General features: G+C 44.1%; 17 protein-coding genes. 13 read left to right on the plus strand and 4 right to left on the minus strand.

Translation table 11 applies throughout. The annotated features are described in order from the left end of the window. Positions 1–2: 2 nt before the first annotated feature. Both NSQ91_RS06320 and NSQ91_RS06325 read right to left on the minus strand, forming a co-directional pair. Complete coding sequence (locus NSQ91_RS06320; RefSeq protein ID WP_076128064.1) at positions 3–1118, minus strand: MGDG synthase family glycosyltransferase; 1116 nt, start codon at positions 1116–1118, stop codon at positions 3–5. A gap of 51 nt (positions 1119–1169) precedes the next feature. Further along, positions 1170–1697, minus strand: a complete 528-nt coding sequence (locus NSQ91_RS06325; RefSeq protein WP_076128062.1) for a phosphatase PAP2 family protein — start codon at positions 1695–1697, stop codon at positions 1170–1172. 404 nt (positions 1698–2101) lie between these two features. Between NSQ91_RS06325 and NSQ91_RS06330 the strand changes: the two genes are divergently transcribed. From NSQ91_RS06330 to rplT, 4 genes are all read left to right on the plus strand, one after another. Next, the gene (locus tag NSQ91_RS06330; RefSeq protein ID WP_036679513.1) at positions 2102–3340 is read left to right on the plus strand and encodes a glycosyltransferase family 2 protein; all 1239 of its coding nucleotides are present in this window, start codon (positions 2102–2104) and stop codon (positions 3338–3340) included. Positions 3341–3620: 280 nt separating this feature from the next. Continuing rightward, a complete protein-coding gene (gene infC, locus NSQ91_RS06335; protein ID WP_036679510.1) occupies positions 3621–4118 on the plus strand; it encodes a translation initiation factor IF-3 in 498 nt (165 codons plus the stop codon). A gap of 60 nt (positions 4119–4178) precedes the next feature. Continuing rightward, positions 4179–4379, plus strand: a complete 201-nt coding sequence (gene rpmI, locus NSQ91_RS06340) for a 50S ribosomal protein L35 (protein WP_036679507.1) — start codon at positions 4179–4181, stop codon at positions 4377–4379. A gap of 31 nt (positions 4380–4410) precedes the next feature. Further along, positions 4411–4770 (plus strand): 50S ribosomal protein L20, encoded by a 360-nt coding sequence (gene rplT / locus NSQ91_RS06345; protein WP_036679505.1) that lies wholly within the window; start codon positions 4411–4413, stop codon positions 4768–4770. A gap of 129 nt (positions 4771–4899) precedes the next feature. On the opposite strand, the gene NSQ91_RS06350 is transcribed toward rplT, so the two are convergent. Next, the gene (locus tag NSQ91_RS06350; RefSeq protein ID WP_051491073.1) at positions 4900–5442 is read right to left on the minus strand and encodes an acyl-CoA thioesterase; all 543 of its coding nucleotides are present in this window, start codon (positions 5440–5442) and stop codon (positions 4900–4902) included. 309 nt (positions 5443–5751) lie between these two features. Between NSQ91_RS06350 and NSQ91_RS06355 the strand changes: the two genes are divergently transcribed. From NSQ91_RS06355 to NSQ91_RS06375, 5 genes are all read left to right on the plus strand, one after another. Next, positions 5752–6801: a BMP family lipoprotein gene (locus NSQ91_RS06355; protein ID WP_076107271.1), complete on the plus strand. Its 1050-nt coding sequence runs from the start codon at positions 5752–5754 to the stop codon at positions 6799–6801. Between the two features lie 179 nt (positions 6802–6980). After that, positions 6981–8519, plus strand: a complete 1539-nt coding sequence (locus NSQ91_RS06360; RefSeq protein WP_036679500.1) for an ABC transporter ATP-binding protein — start codon at positions 6981–6983, stop codon at positions 8517–8519. After that, the gene (locus NSQ91_RS06365) at positions 8512–9585 is read left to right on the plus strand and encodes an ABC transporter permease (RefSeq protein ID WP_076107269.1); all 1074 of its coding nucleotides are present in this window, start codon (positions 8512–8514) and stop codon (positions 9583–9585) included. The genes NSQ91_RS06360 and NSQ91_RS06365 overlap by 8 nt, the downstream gene beginning before the upstream one ends. Beyond that, positions 9586–10542 (plus strand): ABC transporter permease, encoded by a 957-nt coding sequence (locus NSQ91_RS06370; protein ID WP_036679496.1) that lies wholly within the window; start codon positions 9586–9588, stop codon positions 10540–10542. Between the two features lie 184 nt (positions 10543–10726). Further along, positions 10727–11056, plus strand: coding sequence for a hypothetical protein (locus NSQ91_RS06375; RefSeq protein ID WP_076128060.1), 330 nt, complete (start codon positions 10727–10729; stop codon positions 11054–11056). A gap of 22 nt (positions 11057–11078) precedes the next feature. On the opposite strand, the gene NSQ91_RS06380 is transcribed toward NSQ91_RS06375, so the two are convergent. After that, the gene (locus NSQ91_RS06380) at positions 11079–11525 is read right to left on the minus strand and encodes a GNAT family N-acetyltransferase (protein ID WP_036679492.1); all 447 of its coding nucleotides are present in this window, start codon (positions 11523–11525) and stop codon (positions 11079–11081) included. A gap of 591 nt (positions 11526–12116) precedes the next feature. On the opposite strand from NSQ91_RS06380, the gene ilvB reads away from it, so the two are divergent. From ilvB to NSQ91_RS06400, 4 genes are all read left to right on the plus strand, one after another. Further along, positions 12117–13859 (plus strand): biosynthetic-type acetolactate synthase large subunit, encoded by a 1743-nt coding sequence (gene ilvB, locus NSQ91_RS06385; protein WP_076304533.1) that lies wholly within the window; start codon positions 12117–12119, stop codon positions 13857–13859. Then, positions 13856–14344 (plus strand): acetolactate synthase small subunit, encoded by a 489-nt coding sequence (gene ilvN, locus NSQ91_RS06390; protein ID WP_170914191.1) that lies wholly within the window; start codon positions 13856–13858, stop codon positions 14342–14344. Before ilvB ends, ilvN begins: the two co-directional genes overlap by 4 nt. A 177-nt stretch (positions 14345–14521) precedes the next feature. Then, entirely contained in the window at positions 14522–15514 is a 993-nt protein-coding gene (gene ilvC, locus NSQ91_RS06395; RefSeq protein ID WP_036679485.1) for a ketol-acid reductoisomerase, read from the plus strand. A 102-nt stretch (positions 15515–15616) separates the two neighbouring features. Then, a complete protein-coding gene (locus tag NSQ91_RS06400; protein WP_038569217.1) occupies positions 15617–17158 on the plus strand; it encodes a 2-isopropylmalate synthase in 1542 nt (513 codons plus the stop codon). The last annotated feature ends 75 nt before the right edge of the window (positions 17159–17233 follow it).

The raw sequence follows: 17233 nt of genomic DNA on the forward strand, positions 1-17233 counted from the left end.
AACTATTCCAATAATTCAATGATACTCTGAGCACATTGTAAAGGATGGTAGCGCGCAATTTCTTCAAGATGAAGTTTGCGCTTGTTTTGCACATCCTCATAGTTGTTTAAGAGGCGCTCCATCCACATTTCGACAACCTCTAAAGATTCGATGGGTTCTCCGAAGCCGGCTGCAGTAAAGTAGCGGCAATTCTCCTCCTCCTGCCCGGGAAGAGGGTGATGGAAGAGCATCGGAATACCTTTTGCAAGCCCTTCACTGCAGGTCATTCCTCCCGGTTTTGTAACCAGCAGATCGGATACCTCCATCAGCTTGTGGATTTCACGCGTAAAGCCGAGTAAGGAGATATTAGGATGATTATAATGCGGGTCTTCTTTCATTTCCTTTAGCAGCTGTTCGTTATTGCCGAGACAGAAAACAATCTGAATCTTGTCACGCCATTCCGCCAGACAAGCATTTACGACTTGGTCGTTCATGATTCCCCAGCCTCCGCCCATGACAAGAACGGTTGGCATCTCCCGCAGATTGAATTGCTCTCGAATCTCCTGCTTTCCGGGATGCTTCCAAAAATTAGGGTGTATCGGTATACCTGTTACCTGAATTTTCGTGGCAGGAATATTTCGGCTGCGCAATTTGGATTTAACCTCAGGTGTTGAAACCAGGTAAAGGTCTACCTCTGGGCTAATCCAGGTTGCATGCGCATCATAATCCGTTATGACGGTGACGAGCGGCACATTTAGGGTAGGATCCAATCTCTTTAGGCGGGACACTACAGCACCTGGAATAAAATGTGTGCAGACAATTACGTCGGGTTTCAGTTGCCTCACAATATTTTTGGCATGCGTATAAAATATACGATGCAAGGCAAGCGTGGTAAGACGATTGAATGATTTCTGGTGACGGTAGACATAACCCATCAATTTTGGCTGTGTCGTTACCGTCTTTCGGTAAGCAGACAGAATAATAGGTGCCATCTTGGGGTTTAAAAAATTTCCAAGTTCTAGCACCTTCGTTTGTAAATTAGGCGATAATTGGCGCAGACTGCTCGACAACGCATAAGCTGCTTGTGTATGTCCGGCGCCAAAACCTTCCGAGAGTATTAAGATTCTTTTTTTACGCAATGTTGATTCACCTATTCTCAAGGGTTTTCCCGGTTATTAACAATAAATGCTTTACATCCATAAGGCTATAGTACCAGCTGCTACGCAGGAACCGATCACTGCGCCAGCTATAACATCTGATGGATAATGCAATCCAAGATAAATACGAGAAAATCCGACAATACAAGCTAGCGGCAGCAGAATAACGGTCAAAGCAGGAAACGCCAGCATATAAGGGACCGTAGAAGCAAAGATAGCTGTAGTATGACCAGATGGAAAAGAATGATCCTTTAATGGATTACGAAAAGTATTGGTTTCCGGTAACGCCAGATAAGGACGCATACGCGGGTACAGTTTTTTGGCGATAGCTACGGGTATATGGCTGACAGCTAGTGCTGTTAAGGCTTGTAAACCTGTAGTTCTCCAAGGCTCAGGAGCTAATACCCATACCAGTATATTGATAACAATCGTGCTTGTAGCTCCACCCAAATGAGTAAGGTAAAAGAGCCAAAAGTTCAAAAAACGATTATGCATTCGTCCGTTGATCCACTTAAAAAGATGCCGCTCCCAGAGATGTAGTTTCATGAATAAATGTCTCATATCTAATTCCCTCCGCTAGTCCGGCTACCGTTAACAGATGTTAATGCAGTAATCCGTTCTATAGCTTAGATCTGTCTTAATCATACTTTTTAAAGGTAGTTCATTTCAAGGAAAAGCTCAGGTTTACACGAAATTTGCCAGTTTTGACTTAGAGCACTATTACGCTTTACAATGATTCAAGCAGACTAAACCTGTTTAAAAGGGTAAGAGATAAATAAGGATTCAAAAAAAGGAATCTATAGAATTCTTTTAAACAGCATATATAAAAATTGTGAAGTCTGCCGAGAATAAGAATACTCTTGGTCTATTGTTAAGGGATGCAACAAAAGGGTCAGAAAGAACGTCAAGCAAGCTAGAGAGAAAAAAAGAACACCAAGAGTGAAAAAAGGGGGCATCAAAAGGTCATGACAGACGCACTGTTTGTTACGCTCCAAGTGATCTTGGCAGCAATCGCAGTCTATCAGTTTACGTTTTCATTATTCGGGCTGCACAGGAAAAAGAAAAAAACGCAGTATAAGCCTGAAAAATCTTTTGCCGTACTTGTTGCCGCACATAACGAGGAAGAAGTTGTCGGCGCATTAATGGAGAATCTGAAGCAGCTTAATTATCCATCAGAACTGTACGATGTATTTGTAATTTGTGACAATTGTACAGACGGTACAGCTCGCATCGTTAGAGAACACGGCATGAACGCTTGTGTCCGCACCAATGCAAATCTGAGAGGTAAAGGCTACGCAATAGAATGGATGCTTAAAGAGCTGTGGGCTATGCCCCGGCAATATGATGCTGTTGTCATGTTCGATGCCGATAACTTGGCGCATACTGAGTTCCTGATGGAGATGAATAATGATCTTTGTTCAGGTGCACGGGTAATCCAAGGTTATATCGACACCAAGAATCCAGAGGATTCCTGGATTACAGCTGCTTATGGTATTTCGTACTGGTATATTAACCGTTTGTGGCAACTTTCACGCCATAATTTAAATATGGCTAACTTCCTTGGCGGAACGGGAATGTGTTTTGAGACCACACTTCTTAAAGAAATGGGCTGGGGAGCTACAAGTTTGGTCGAGGACTTGGAGTTTACGATGCGTAGTGCAGCACATGGTGTATATCCTAAGTTCAATTATGATGCAAAGGTATTTGATGAGAAGCCGTTAACCTTCAAGGCCTCTTCAAGACAGCGTCTGCGTTGGATGCAGGGGCACTTCACTGTTGCTCGCCGTTATTTTTTCCCATTGCTTTGGCAAAGTATTAAAGAACGCAGCTTAACGAAGTTTGACCTCGCGCTTTATGGAGCGAATGTATATATTGTATTGCTCACTTTTTTAATGACGGCGGTAATGTGGGTGGATATGGCGTTCTTTAACGGACCGAATATCGCTAACATTTACGGCAGCTTGCCGATCTGGCTCAGCTTCCTGGCTATTGGCGCCAATCTGGTGACTTTTGGTATTGCGATGGCATTGGAGAAGGTTACGTTCAAGAAAGTATATGCTTATCTTGTATTCTTCCCGATCTACTTGATCTCGTGGTATCCGATTACGTTCTATGCGTTCTTCACGCAGAACAATAAGCAATGGAGCCATACCAAGCATACTCGCGTAGTACGACTTGAAGAAGTACAAAGTAAGCAGGTATAAAATTCACGAAATTTCTGCATAAAAGGATTGACACCCCAAATAGTGTGGTGTATAGTATTCAAGTACGCAAATCATAGGGATTGCAAGAAGAAGCACCTGCTTCTCACCTGACTGGCATATTCGCCGGCTGGTTTTGATCTCAATGCTTTATGAATGTTAATGTTCATGAACGTTGATCAAACACGGGGTGTCGGGTGTTACCGGCACCCCTTTTTTATGGAGTTACGTGAGAATAGTTGTTAAAAAGATCCGGAGGTGGAGAGTTATCAGTAAGGAACATATGATCAATGATGAAATTCGGGCCAAAGAGGTACGGTTGGTTGGTGCGGAAGGTGAGCAAATCGGAATTAAACCGATCCGCGAAGCGCTGCAAATGGCGATCGATCTTAATCTGGATCTAGTCAATGTAGCACCACAGGCTAAGCCGCCGGTATGCCGCATCATGGATTACGGCAAGTTCCGTTATGAAACGCAGAAGAAAGAGAAGGAAGCGCGTAAAAACCAGAAGGTCGTTGATATCAAGGAAGTCTGGTTCCGTGCTAACATTGAGGAACATGATTATCAAACTAAGTTCCGCAATGTGATCAAGTTCTTGGGTGAGGGCGATAAAGTGAAGTGCTCCGTACGTTTCCGCGGACGTGAGATTACACACGCGAATATCGGCCAAAAAATCCTCGAACGAGTGAAGAACGAAGTGGCTGATATATCTGTTGTTGAGCGCCAGCCAAAGCTGGAAGGCCGCAGCATGATTATGATTTTGGCTCCTAAAGCTCAATAAATCTGGAGTCACTTGCTTATCTGCAATTTGGCGCCGCATAATATTCAAGGAGGAAACACCATGCCTAAGATGAAAACACACAGCAGCCTGAAAGGCCGCTTCAAAATTACCGGAACTGGTAAAGTAACACGTTACAAAGCTCACAAAAACCACTTGCTGTCCCACAAATCTAAACGCGCTAAGCGCGTTCTGAACGGAAATCCAGTAATGGCCCCTGGGGATGTAAGACGTTTGAAACAAGGATTGGCTAACTTGAAATAGTTTATTACACATTTTTGGGAGGTTTATTAATATGGCAAGAGTTAAGGGCGGATTTGTAGTTCGTCGTAAACATAAAAAAGTGTTGAAATTGGCAAAAGGTTATTTCGGTTCTAAACACCGCATTTTTAAAACAGCTAAAGAACAAGTAATGAAATCGATGGTTTACGCTTACCGCGACCGTCGTCAAACTAAACGTAACTTCCGCAGACTGTGGATCGTTCGTATTAATGCAGCAGCTCGTTTGAACGGTCTTTCTTACAGCAAGCTTGTATACGGCCTGAAATTGGCTGGTGTAGAAGTTAACCGTAAAATGCTGGCTGATCTGGCTGTGAATGATCTTAATGCATTCAACTCCTTGGCTGGTATTGCTAAAGAGAAAATCAACGCGTAAGTGTTGTAATATAACCGAAAAGCACCGCCTGCGGGTTGCCCATGCAGCGGTGCTTTTTTGCGCGGTAAGATAGGGATGAAGCAGCGTTGAAATTCCCTACATAAAAGAAAAAGCTCTGCATCTGCAGAGCTATTCCCAGTACTTTATGGTGTTTAATTGAGCGGCGAGTTTTTTGCTGATATTGCGGCGAACTTTTCGTAGCTCGGAACGTTCATTAGCAGATTCGTTGATCAGCTTCTCTTCGTCTGTCTCTGGGATGATAGCTGGAACCGGAGTAGGTGTGCCATCCTCTTCGACTGCGACAAAGGTTAGGAATGAAGTAGCAGCGACAGCGCGCTCTCCAGTATATAGATTTTCTGAAATGATCTTCACAAACACCTCTATGCTTGTCCGTCCGGTCCAGGAGACGAAGGATTCAAAGCATACGGAGTCAGTAGGGCGAATGGGTCTCAAGAAGTCTACAGAGTCTGTAGAGGCTGTGACGACGTTAGTTCGACAATGGCGCATAGCTGAAATGGAGGCTACTTCATCAATGCCGCTCATAAGCTTGCCACCGAATAATGTTTTGTGATTATTGACATCATTAGGGAAAACGCGTCCGGTTTTGAAGACACGGGATTCACGGCAATATTTGAAGGCCGGTGTTGTTTGTGGATTTATTTCTTCGGTCATGATTTGATAACTTCCTTTCAGTGCAACTACTAAGGAATCATAATAATAGAAAACACTTAAGTGTGCAATAATATTTGTAATGTGTTGGAATACTATACAGAGTAAAATCAGGGTTTCTGACATTAACCAGACATAACTGTAACATGCTATGTCATGGAAAGCGGTTACTTGCTAAAAAGTGCAAATTATTATTGACCTGAGGTCATTTATGCACTGGATTTTAGATTTTATTGCAGTTATAATTTGAACTAATGGAATGTCCAAGCAGAACACAGAAGACATCCAATATTTTAAGGGGGATTACATTCAATGAAAAAAGGTTTAAAGCTATCTCTTGCAATGTTGCTGTCTCTTACAGTCGTTTTGACAGGCTGTGGAAACAACAATAACAACGCCGCTAAAGGTGAAACTAATGCAGGAACCAATGCAGGAACAAACGCACCTAAATCCGATTTCAAATTTGGTATGGTTACTGACATTGGTGGCGTAAACGATAAATCGTTTAACCAATCCGCATGGGAAGCATTGCAAGCTCTTGAAAAAGAAACAGGTAGTGGCGTTAAGTACTTGCAAAGTAAATCAAATGCTGACTATGAGCCAAACCTTAACTCCTTCGTTAAAGATGGATACAACTTGACTTGGGGTATTGGTTTTGATCTTGGCGACGCAATTAAAAAAGTAGCTACTGAGAACCCAAATGCTAACTTGGCTATCATTGATAGCGTAGTTGAAGCTCCTAACGTAGCTTCCGTTACTTTCTCCGAAAATGAAGGTTCCTTCTTGGTTGGTGTGGTTGCTGGTCTGACTACAAAAACTAACAAAGTTGCATTCATCGGCGGTCTGGAAAGCCCTGTAATCAAACGTTTTGAAGCTGGCTTTAAAGCTGGTGTAGCAGCAGTTAACCCTTCAGCTAAAGTAACACCTACTTATGCTGGTGGTTATGACAAACCAGACGTTGGTAAATCTCTTGCGGCTACATTGTATAACGACGGAAACGACATTATCTTCCCTGCTGCTGGACAAACAGGAAATGGCGTATTCAACGAAGCTAAAGCTCGTAACAAAGCAGGCGGTACTAAAGTATGGGTTATTGGTGTAGATAAAGACCAATCCATCGAGTTTGGTACTGACGTTACTTTGACTTCCATGATCAAACGTGTAGACGAAGCTGTTCTTAAAGTTTCTAAAGAAGTAATTGACGGTACGTTCAAGGGCGGTACTACAACCGTTCTTGGTCTGAAAGATAATGGTGTAGGTATTTCTGATACTAAGGACAACGTTTCTGAAGAGATCCTAGCTAAAGTTGAAGAATACAAAAAACAAATCATTGATGGAACAATCACTGTTCCTTCCGAGTAATAGTTAGTCTCCATTTATTGCATTACAATAAGGATCAAAGAATAAGGCCGGTGTTGTGCTGGCCTTATTCCTTGTTAAAGCACTGGTTATGATAAGAGGAACATAGATATACCGCCTTACAAAGGGCGGTACATCCGTGTCTATAAGGTAGTTATATATTCTGTGATGAGGGTGATTCCATGAGTGCTGCGGCTCCTGTCGTAGAGTTGAAGCAAATCACAAAACGCTTTCCCGGTATTGTTGCTAACGATTCCATTAGCTTGACGCTTAAAAAGGGTGAAATCCTTGCATTGCTTGGTGAGAATGGTGCAGGCAAGTCCACTTTAATGAACATTGTATTTGGATTGTATCAACCGGATGAAGGCAGTATTGAAATCGACGGGAAACCGGTTATTATTGATAACCCCAATAAAGCTATTGAGCTTGGTATTGGTATGGTTCATCAGCATTTCAAGCTTGTGGAGCCTTTTACGGTGACCGAGAATATTGTTCTTGGGATGGAGCCGAAAAAAGGTCTTAAAATTGACTATAAATCCGCTGCGGAACAGGTTCGGAAGCTATCGGAGCAATATGGCCTGCAAGTGAATCCAAATGCCGTTATTCATGACATTTCGGTAGGTATGCAGCAAAGGGTAGAAATTATGAAGACCCTGTACCGTGGAGCGGATATTCTCATATTTGATGAGCCGACCGCAGTACTTACGCCTCAAGAAATTACGGAACTCATGGCGATTATGAAGCGGCTTGTTGCAGAGGGAAAATCCATTATTTTGATCACGCATAAGCTTAAAGAAATCATGCAAATATCTGATCGGGTCACCATTATTAGACGTGGGAAAGTAATTGATACTGTGAATACCGCAGAGACCAATCCTAATGAGCTAGCTGAAAAAATGGTTGGGCGTGGCGTAACTTTTAAAGTGGACAAGAAAGCTCCTGAGGTTGGCCAATCTGTACTCAAACTGAAGGATGTCAGCAGTAAGAGTAAAGACGGGGTCTCCGTACTGGATGGTCTTAGCTTTGAAGTTAAAGCAGGGGAAATTCTCGGGATTGCTGGCGTAGATGGCAATGGACAAAGTGAGTTGATCCAGGCCATTACAGGTCTGCGCAAAATTGATTCGGGTTCGATAACCGTTTCTGGCAATGAAATTGCTAATTTATCACCGCGGAAGGTTTCAGAGATGAATGTCTCTCATATTCCTGAGGACCGCCACAAGCATGGATTAGTGCTTGATTTCACCATGAGTGAGAATATGGTTTTGGAAACCTATTATAAGAGTCCTTACAACAAAAATGGCTTTTTGCAAAATGATGTCATTGATAAGTACGCAGCGAAGCTTATAGAGCAATTTGATGTACGTACACCTTCAATAGAGACCAAAGCCCGTTCTTTATCCGGCGGAAATCAACAGAAAGCGATTATTGCGCGGGAAATAGATAAAAATCCGACATTGTTAATTGCCGCACAACCTACGCGCGGTTTAGATGTTGGGGCTATCGAATTTGTTCAGAAGCAACTCATAGCTCAGCGTGATCAAGGAAAGGCTGTTCTACTTATTTCCTTTGAATTGGACGAGATTATGAACGTCTCTGACAGAATCGCTGTTATCTATGAAGGGAAAATTGTCGGTGAAGTGTTCCCGCAAGATACGAATGATCAGGAACTGGGTCTTATGATGGCAGGCAGCTTGCAGCGGGGAGGTAAGGCAGTTGAATAAGTTCAAAAAAATCTTCACAACTGACAGCTACATCGTTCCTCTGGTTGCCATCGTGCTTGGTTTTCTTGTGGGAGCAATAGTTATGCTTCTGGGCGGTTATGATCCGATAACTGCTTACTCCGCACTGTTCAAACGGGTGTTTGGTAATTTGTATAACTTTGGTGAAGCTGTGCGCGAAATGACACCATTAATGCTCACCGGGCTAGCCGTAGCTTTCGCATTCCGTTCAGGGATGTTTAATATCGGGGCAGATGGCCAAGTAATGATTGGTATGACAGCGGCAACAGTGGTGGGTATTAAGATGGCAGGTCTGCCATCCTTCCTGCTTGTCCCGCTTGCTGTAATTATTGCGGGTGTCTGCGGTGGTTTATGGGCAGGGATCGCTGGCTATTTGAAAGCAAAACGTGGAATTAACGAAGTTATTACCACAATCATGTTAAACTGGATTGCTCTTTACCTGTCGAATTATATCGTTAGAAACTTTTTGTTGCTTCCAGGACAAAATCGTTCCGAGGATATTCCGGCCTCGCTTTCCATGACCTTTTTGAATTCGATATTTGATAATGCACGTCTACACTGGGGTACAGCTATTGCTCTTGCTGCAGCGGTATTCTTCTATGTGTACTTATGGAAGACCAAGCAGGGCTACGAAATGCGTGCAGTTGGTTACAATCCACATGCTGCCGAATATGCAGGGATGAATGTTGGACGTAACGTTATGAAAGCAATGTTCATAAGTGGTGTATTCGCCGGTCTGGCCGGAGCAGGAGAGGTGCTTGGAGTATTCCATTATCAAGCTATTTTCGCGGCATCGCCAGGATATGGATTTGATGGTATCGCTGTTGCTCTTCTTGGTTTAACACATCCACTTGGTGTTATTCTGGCTGCGATTCTCTACGGTACGCTGACTTATGGTTCTGCGGGTATGAGTTTTGCTGCAGATGTTCCACCAGAGCTTATTCGTATCGTTATTGGTTCAATCATATTCTTTATTGCGGCACAAGGGATTGTGCGCTGGGTGCTTAAGCCCTTTTACTTCAAGCGCAAGAAAGAGAAGGTGTTATAGATGGATCTGCAGACGTTAGGTCAACTGCTTAATACAACGCTTGTTTTTTCCACAGCGCTCATTTTTGCCTCACTTGGCGGCATCTTCTCTGAACGTTCCGGTGTCGTAAACATTGGACTTGAAGGTTTGATGATGTTTGGTGCCTTTGCGGCAGCAGTAGGCGGTTATTATGCTCAGGACGCTGGAATGGGCGAATGGGCTCCTTGGGTTGGTGTACTCTGTGCTATAGCTGTTGGTGTGCTAGGCTCACTAATTCATGCGGTTGCATCTATAACCTTTAAATCTGATCAGACGATTAGTGGTACGGTTATTAACTTTTTAGCTGCAGGAAGCACGCTCTATATGGTAAAGCTCCTGTTTGATGGATCTGCTGAAACTCCGATCATTGATGGGTTTAGCAAGGTTGCAATTCCTGGGCTCTCCAAAATCCCAGTGATTGGTGAAGGGATTTTTAATTCCTATCCTACTACTTATCTGGCCATAATACTGGTCATCGTTATTTATTTGGTTCTGTTTAAGACGCCATTTGGATTGCGTCTGCGTGCAGTAGGTGAGCATCCAAGTGCTGCAGATACACTGGGTGTAAAAGTTAATCGGATGAGATATATCGGTGTAATGTTGAGTGGATTGATGGCGGGTATTGGTGGAGCTACAATCACTTTAACAACAACCGGAACCTTTGGACATAATACAATCTCTGGTCAAGGTTTTATCGCCATTGCAGCGATGATCTTTGGGAAATGGAATCCACTTGGTGCCTTTGGTGCAGCGGTATTCTTCGGATTCTCCCAAGCGATTCGCAACTATGTTCAATTGTATGAGTGGTCACAAAATATTCCTCAAGAGTTTATCTTTATGATCCCTTATGTACTGACTATCATCGTGCTGGTAGGGGCTGTAGGCCGATCCTCTGCTCCTAAGGCATTAGGACAGCCATACGATCCTGGTAAGCGATAGAAATGTAACCTTTCAAAGCCGTATTTCCGGTCTTTTCCCGGAAATACGGCTTTTTTATTAGGATCAGCAAGGATAAACATTGAGGCAGGAGGGCAAGTGTACAGGCGAAGGTCCTTTCCATCGAATAGACTGTTTTGTAGATGATGCAAATGAGAGGCGTACAAAACATTTAGGAGGGGATCATATGACTAAGCCAGTTACGAAGAAGCAGGTTATGAGACTCGTGGGTAAGCAGATCATTGCAGTAAAAAAGGACGGTACTCAGGTGACAGGGAAACTGCTTCGTGTATCCGGAAATCGTCTGATATTACAACGCGTAAGTGGTAAAAAAGTACAAACCAAAGCAATCATTCCTTTAGTGTTGTTTGATTTGCTAGCTATTGGTACAGCACCTTATGCTTTTGGTGGTGGCTATGGCGGTGGAGCTCCTTATGGCGGAGGTCCTGGCTATGGTAATCCTTATGGAGGTTACGGGTACGGAGGCACACCCTATCCACCTTTCGGATTCTTTTAAGTTCAGTTGAAATTCGATTTAACTAGATGAACCTTTTCTCCAATTCGTAACAGAAGCTTAGGGATTGATAACGGGCTACGCTGTAGCCCAATTTTTGATAAAAGGCAAGAGCTGCTGTGTTTCCTAAATCGACGGATACCTTAGCCCGATGACATCCGCGTGATAGTGCAAATCGTTCTGCTCGATCCATGAGCATATTCCCCAAGTGTTTGCGCCGTGCTGCGGGTGCTATGGCTAACATATCGATATAAAGTAAATCACCATGCAGCAGGAAATGGACAAACCCCATTGGATCACTCTCATAGTCGGGACAGGCGACTAAGGTGATACCGTGTCCCAGACGACGGGGGATATCTTTTTTGATTTTGGCAATTTCAGTCTTTGGCAAATGAGATAATGGTACAAGCTGTCGCTCGATTAAATCAAGGATAATGACGTCATCCTGCTTGGGTCGACGATAACGGATCATAGAGCGCCCCCTTTCTACGCATTGTCGTACATCATATGTCGGGAGCGTGGTGGGGGTTCCCAGCACGTAGAAGTAGGAGTTGTGACAATATTAAAAATAAGGGTATTGACTTATCCATGTTAGGAATCATATAATGTGTCTAAACATTTTATCGAACATACATGTATCGGCAATGATGAGGACGAAGTTTTAAGGGCTCTTTTGCTCAGAGAGTGTGAGGATCTGCTGCAACCTCCACCGAAATCCCTTATATACGAGCTCACCTCGGAGCTGTTTTCCTGAAAGGTCCACTGGCTAGAGTGGTGGAATTATTAGGGGAAATCGTTTAGTCCGCGTTAGGGACTTCAGGTTACAGAGATTAGGGCCCTTGCCTACATCGATGGATTTTTGTATACCTGATAAGGCGTTGCATCGCGAGATGTAATGCAAACATGGGTGGTACCACGGAAGATCAACCTTTCGTCCCTCACGCGCTAATACTGTGCGTGGGAGGCGAAAGGTTTTTTTGTTTTATAAGGAACCATTTGCTGATGTATAAAGGACGGTCCGTCATTTGCATAATGAATGTTAAATATCGGAGGAGGAATACTGATGAGCGCGCAAATACCGGAATTACGGTCTACTGAGCAGTTAAAAGAAAAATGGATGGAGCCGGAGGTCATTTCCGGTTCCGAGATATTACTCCGCAGCCTTGTATTAGAAGGTGTAGACACTGTATTCGGATATCCGGGTGGAGCTGTACTGTACATCTATGATGCATTGTACGGTTTTACGGATTTCAATCACGTGTTAACACGTCATGAGCAAGGTGCTATTCATGCAGCTGACGGTTACGCTAGAGCAAGTGGCAAACCAGGGGTATGTATAGCTACCTCAGGTCCCGGAGCAACGAATCTTGTAACAGGTATTGCTACAGCATATATGGACTCCACTCCATTGGTTGTAATCACAGGTAACGTATTCTCCAGCCTGATCGGTACAGATGCTTTCCAGGAAGCAGACATTACCGGGATAACGATGCCAATTACTAAGCATAGCTACTTTGTAAGAGATGTTGAGGATCTCCCGCGTGTTATACATGAAGCTTTTCATGTGGCGAATACCGGTCGTAAAGGTCCAGTGTTGATCGATATTCCCAAAGACGTGTCAGCAGCGAAGACGTTGTTCACACCAGTGAAAACAGTGAATCTTCGGGGCTACAATCCTTGTACAGTTCCAAACAAACTGCAGCTTGATAAATTGGTTCGTGCGATTGCGGTTGCTGAACGTCCGATCATCATTGCAGGTGGTGGAGTCATTTACTCCGGAGCACATGAAGCTATGTTCGAATTCGTGAAACGGACAGAGATTCCAATTACTACAACCTTGCTGGGTCTCGGAGCTTTCCCTAGTGCAGAAGAACTTTGGATGGGAATGCCGGGTATGCATGGTACGTATACCGCGAATAATGCGATCCAACAGTGCGATTTGCTCATTAATATCGGTGCACGTTTTGATGACCGTGTTACTGGCAGACTGGACGGCTTCGCGCCAAAAGCCAAAATCGTGCATATCGATATCGATCCTGCAGAAATCGGGAAAAATGTATCGCCTGATATTCCGATTGTAGGCGATGTGAAAACGGTATTGGAAATGCTGAATCCTGAGGTTGGCCGCGCAGCTAATGCTGATGCTTGGAGAACACAGATTGCTCAGTGGAAGCTAGATCAGCCGCTTCGGTATAAGGATTCAGAAACAGAGCTTAAACCACAATGGGTGATTGAAATGATCAATGACACCACTAAAGGTGAAGCGATTGTTACAACGGATGTTGGTCAGCATCAAATGTGGGCTGCACAATACTATAAGTTCAATCATCCGCGTTCATGGATTACTTCAGGCGGTCTTGGAACGATGGGCTTCGGATTCCCGTCAGCTATCGGTGCACAGATGGCACATCCTGAACGGCTGGTAGTATCGATTAATGGTGATGGCGGCATGCAAATGTGTTCCCAAGAGCTAGCGATATGTGCGATTAACAATATACCAGTCAAAATTGTAGTAATTAACAATCAGGTGCTTGGCATGGTTCGCCAATGGCAGAATCTTATCTATGATAAACGTTACAGCTTTACAGACCTCGCAGGCAGTCCGGACTTCGTTAAGCTGGCTGAGGCCTATGGTGTAAAAGGTCTACGGGCGACGAATAAGGAAGAAGCACGTGATGCATGGCAGAAAGCACTGGAAACACCGGGTCCAGTATTGGTAGAATTCGTTGTTCCAAAAGACGAGAATGTCTACCCGATGGTAACTCAAGGTTCAACCATCGATCATATGCTGATGGGGGATGAATAACAGTGACAAGACATACGATTTCTGTACTCGTAAATGACCAGCCGGGTGTGCTTCAACGGGTGTCGGGTTTGTTCGGTCGCCGCGGATTTAATATTGAGAGTATAACGGTTGGCCAGTCTGAAGAGGTTGGATTGTCCCGGATGGTTATCGTTACTCTTGGAGACCAGCATACGCTTGAACAAATCGAGAAGCAGCTCTACAAGTTAATTGATGTAATTAAAGTCGTTGATCTTGGATCTAAGCCCATGGTTGCTCGTGAGCTGGCTCTGATTAAAGTGAATGCTGATCCAAGTGAGCGTCCGGAAATTATGGGCGTTGTAGAAACCTTCCGGGCTTCAGTTGTTGATATTGGCAGCACTACATTGTTAGTACAGGTAGTTGGAGATACAGTGAAGATTGATGCGATGATCGAGCTTTTGAAACCTTATGGAATCAGAGAGCTGTCTCGCACGGGTATTACGGCTATGGTACGCGGTAACTCTTAAATAGTTTATTTTGCGACTTTAACGGATTACTGCTTGATTGCATTAATCTGATATGATATGAATGAACTTCCCGCTAAAGAGCGGGAGCTTGAGGAGCAGCTAGATCTTCTATGATTCCAGTTCTCTTGAAGCACCCGCTCTTTATGATGGGTCTCAAATTAAAGGAGGATATTGACAATGGCAGTTACAACGTACTATGAACAGGATGCAGAACTTAGTGTATTAAAAGGAAAGACAATTGCGGTAATCGGGTACGGTAGCCAAGGACATGCCCAAGCACAAAACCTGCGTGACAGTGGTCTTCAAGTTGTCATCGGTCTTCGTGAAGGTAAATCTTTTGAAACTGCGAAAAATGACGGTTTTGAAGTATTGCCAGTAGCTGAAGCAGTATCCCGTGCAGATGTTGTGCAAATCCTAATGCCAGATGAAACACAGGCTTCGGTATATAAAAATGAAGTAGAACCAAACCTCAAAAAAGGCGCAGCTTTGATGTTCTCCCACGGCTTTAACGTACACTTTGGACAAATCGTTGCTCCTAAAGATGCAGACGTGTTGCTTGTAGCACCAAAATCTCCAGGTCACATGGTTCGTCGTACTTATGTTGAAGGCTTTGGCGTTCCTGGCTTGATTGCTATCGAACAAGATGCAACTGGAAAAGCTAAAGAAATCGGTCTTGCTTATGCAAAAGGTATCGGCTGTACACGCGCAGGGGTTATCGAAACTTCCTTCCGTGAAGAAACCGAAACTGACTTGTTCGGTGAACAAGCTGTACTTTGCGGTGGTGTATCCGCACTGATCAAAGCTGGCTTCGAAACATTGACAGAAGCAGGATATGCTCCTGAGATGGCTTACTTCGAATGTCTGCACGAATTGAAGCTGATCGTTGACATGGTATACGAAGGCGGATTGTCCAGCATGCGCGATTCTATCAGTAACACTGCTGAGTACGGTGACTATGTAACTGGACCACGTATTGTAACTGAAGATACTAAAAAAGCTATGAAAGCTGTTCTGACAGATATTCAAGAAGGTAAATTCGCTCGTGACTTTATCCTTGAGAACCAATCCGGACGTGCTTTCCTTACCGCTACTCGCCGCAACGAAGCTGCTCACCCAGTAGAAGTTGTAGGTAGCCAATTGCGTGAAATGATGCACTGGATTAAGAAATAATCATAATCATACTTATGATTAAATAGTATTACCTTCAAATGCGGCCGTGACTTTGCGAGCCGCATTTGAGAGTTTCAGCACAATTTTTGGGAGGTGCTTAGCATGCGGAAAATTTATGTGTTCGATACGACACTGCGAGATGGAGAGCAGTCACCAGGTGTGAACCTCAACACGCGTGAGAAAGTGGAGATCGCTTACCAGTTAGAGAAGCTGGGAATTGATCGCATGGAAGCGGGTTTTCCTGCAGCTTCTCCAGGTGATCTAGCTTCTGTTAATGCGGTGGCAAGAGCTGTGAAGAACGTCACGGTAATCGGCCTTTCTCGTTCTAGAGAGACAGATATTGATGCTGTAAAAGAAGCACTACAGGGAGCGCAGGACCCTTGTATTCATATTTTTCTGGCTACATCTCCTATTCACCGCCAGCATAAGCTACGGATGGATAAGGCTCAGGTGCTGGAAACTGCACAGTCTGCTATCCGATACGCTAAAAAATATTTCCCTAAGCTCGAGTTTTCATTAGAAGACGCGGGCCGTACGGAGTATGATTTCATGGCTGAAATGGTCGGCATGGCTATCCGGGAAGGCGCTAATGTTGTTAATATCCCGGATACTGTAGGTTATTTGAATCCTTCGGAGTACGGAGCTATCTTTAAATATCTAAAAGAGAATGTGCCTGATATTGAACGCGTACAGCTTAGTGCCCATTGTCATAACGATCTTGGTATGGCTACAGCAAATACGCTGGCTGCGATTCAGAATGGTGCAGATCAGATCGAAGGAACGATCAACGGTATCGGTGAACGTGCCGGGAACACAGCGATTGAGGAAGTTGCGCTAGCGCTTGAGACACGGGCTGAATTTTTTGGCGCAAAAACATCGCTTACGTTATCCGAGATCTCTCGCACAAGCCGTCTGGTCAGCAAGCTGACAGGTATGGTGGTTCCAGGGAATAAAGCGATTGTAGGAGCTAACGCATTTGCTCATGAATCGGGTATTCACCAGGACGGGATGCTGAAAGAGAAAACTACCTACGAGATCATGACACCGGAGACTATTGGACTTAAAGAGAGCAAGCTGGTACTCGGCAAACACTCTGGACGGCACGCTTTCCGCGATAAGTTGAGTGATCTTGGGTATGATTTGTCCGAAGAAGAGCTGAACACCGCTTTTTCTAGATTTAAGGATTTGGCAGATAAGAAAAAAGAAGTATCAGATGAAGACATTTTGGCTTTGATTGAAGAGAAATTAATTGATACGCCAGAAGTCTTTAAGCTGCAAACGATGTTCGTTACTTATGGTAATGAAGCTGTTCCAACCGCCAAGGTTATTATTGCGGGTCCGGAAGACCAGCCGATTGTAGCTGAGGCCGAAGGTAATGGTTCAGTAGATGCCATCTACAATGCTATTGATAAAGCCACGAATGAGGAAGTTACCCTTGGAGATTATTCGATTAAATCGGTCTCCCGTGGTAAAGATGCGCAGGGTGAGGTTCATGTGGTGCTTTCGCAGGGAGAAGTAGCTGCACAAGGCCGTGGACTTAGCACCGATATTCTAGAAGCAAGTGCCCGCGCTTATATTGATGCGCTGAACAAGCTTCTGGAGAAGCGTAAGACTTACACCAAACGTGATCACGCTAGTCTATAAGATGTACAATGTTATTTTTATTTTCCACTAAGTAGTAAATACGACAGGGATATGCGAGTTATTTCGCATATCCCT

It is taken from the genome of Paenibacillus sp. FSL R7-0048 (genome assembly GCF_038004505.1).
GTDB lineage: Bacteria > Bacillota > Bacilli > Paenibacillales > Paenibacillaceae > Paenibacillus_AQ > Paenibacillus_AQ odorifer.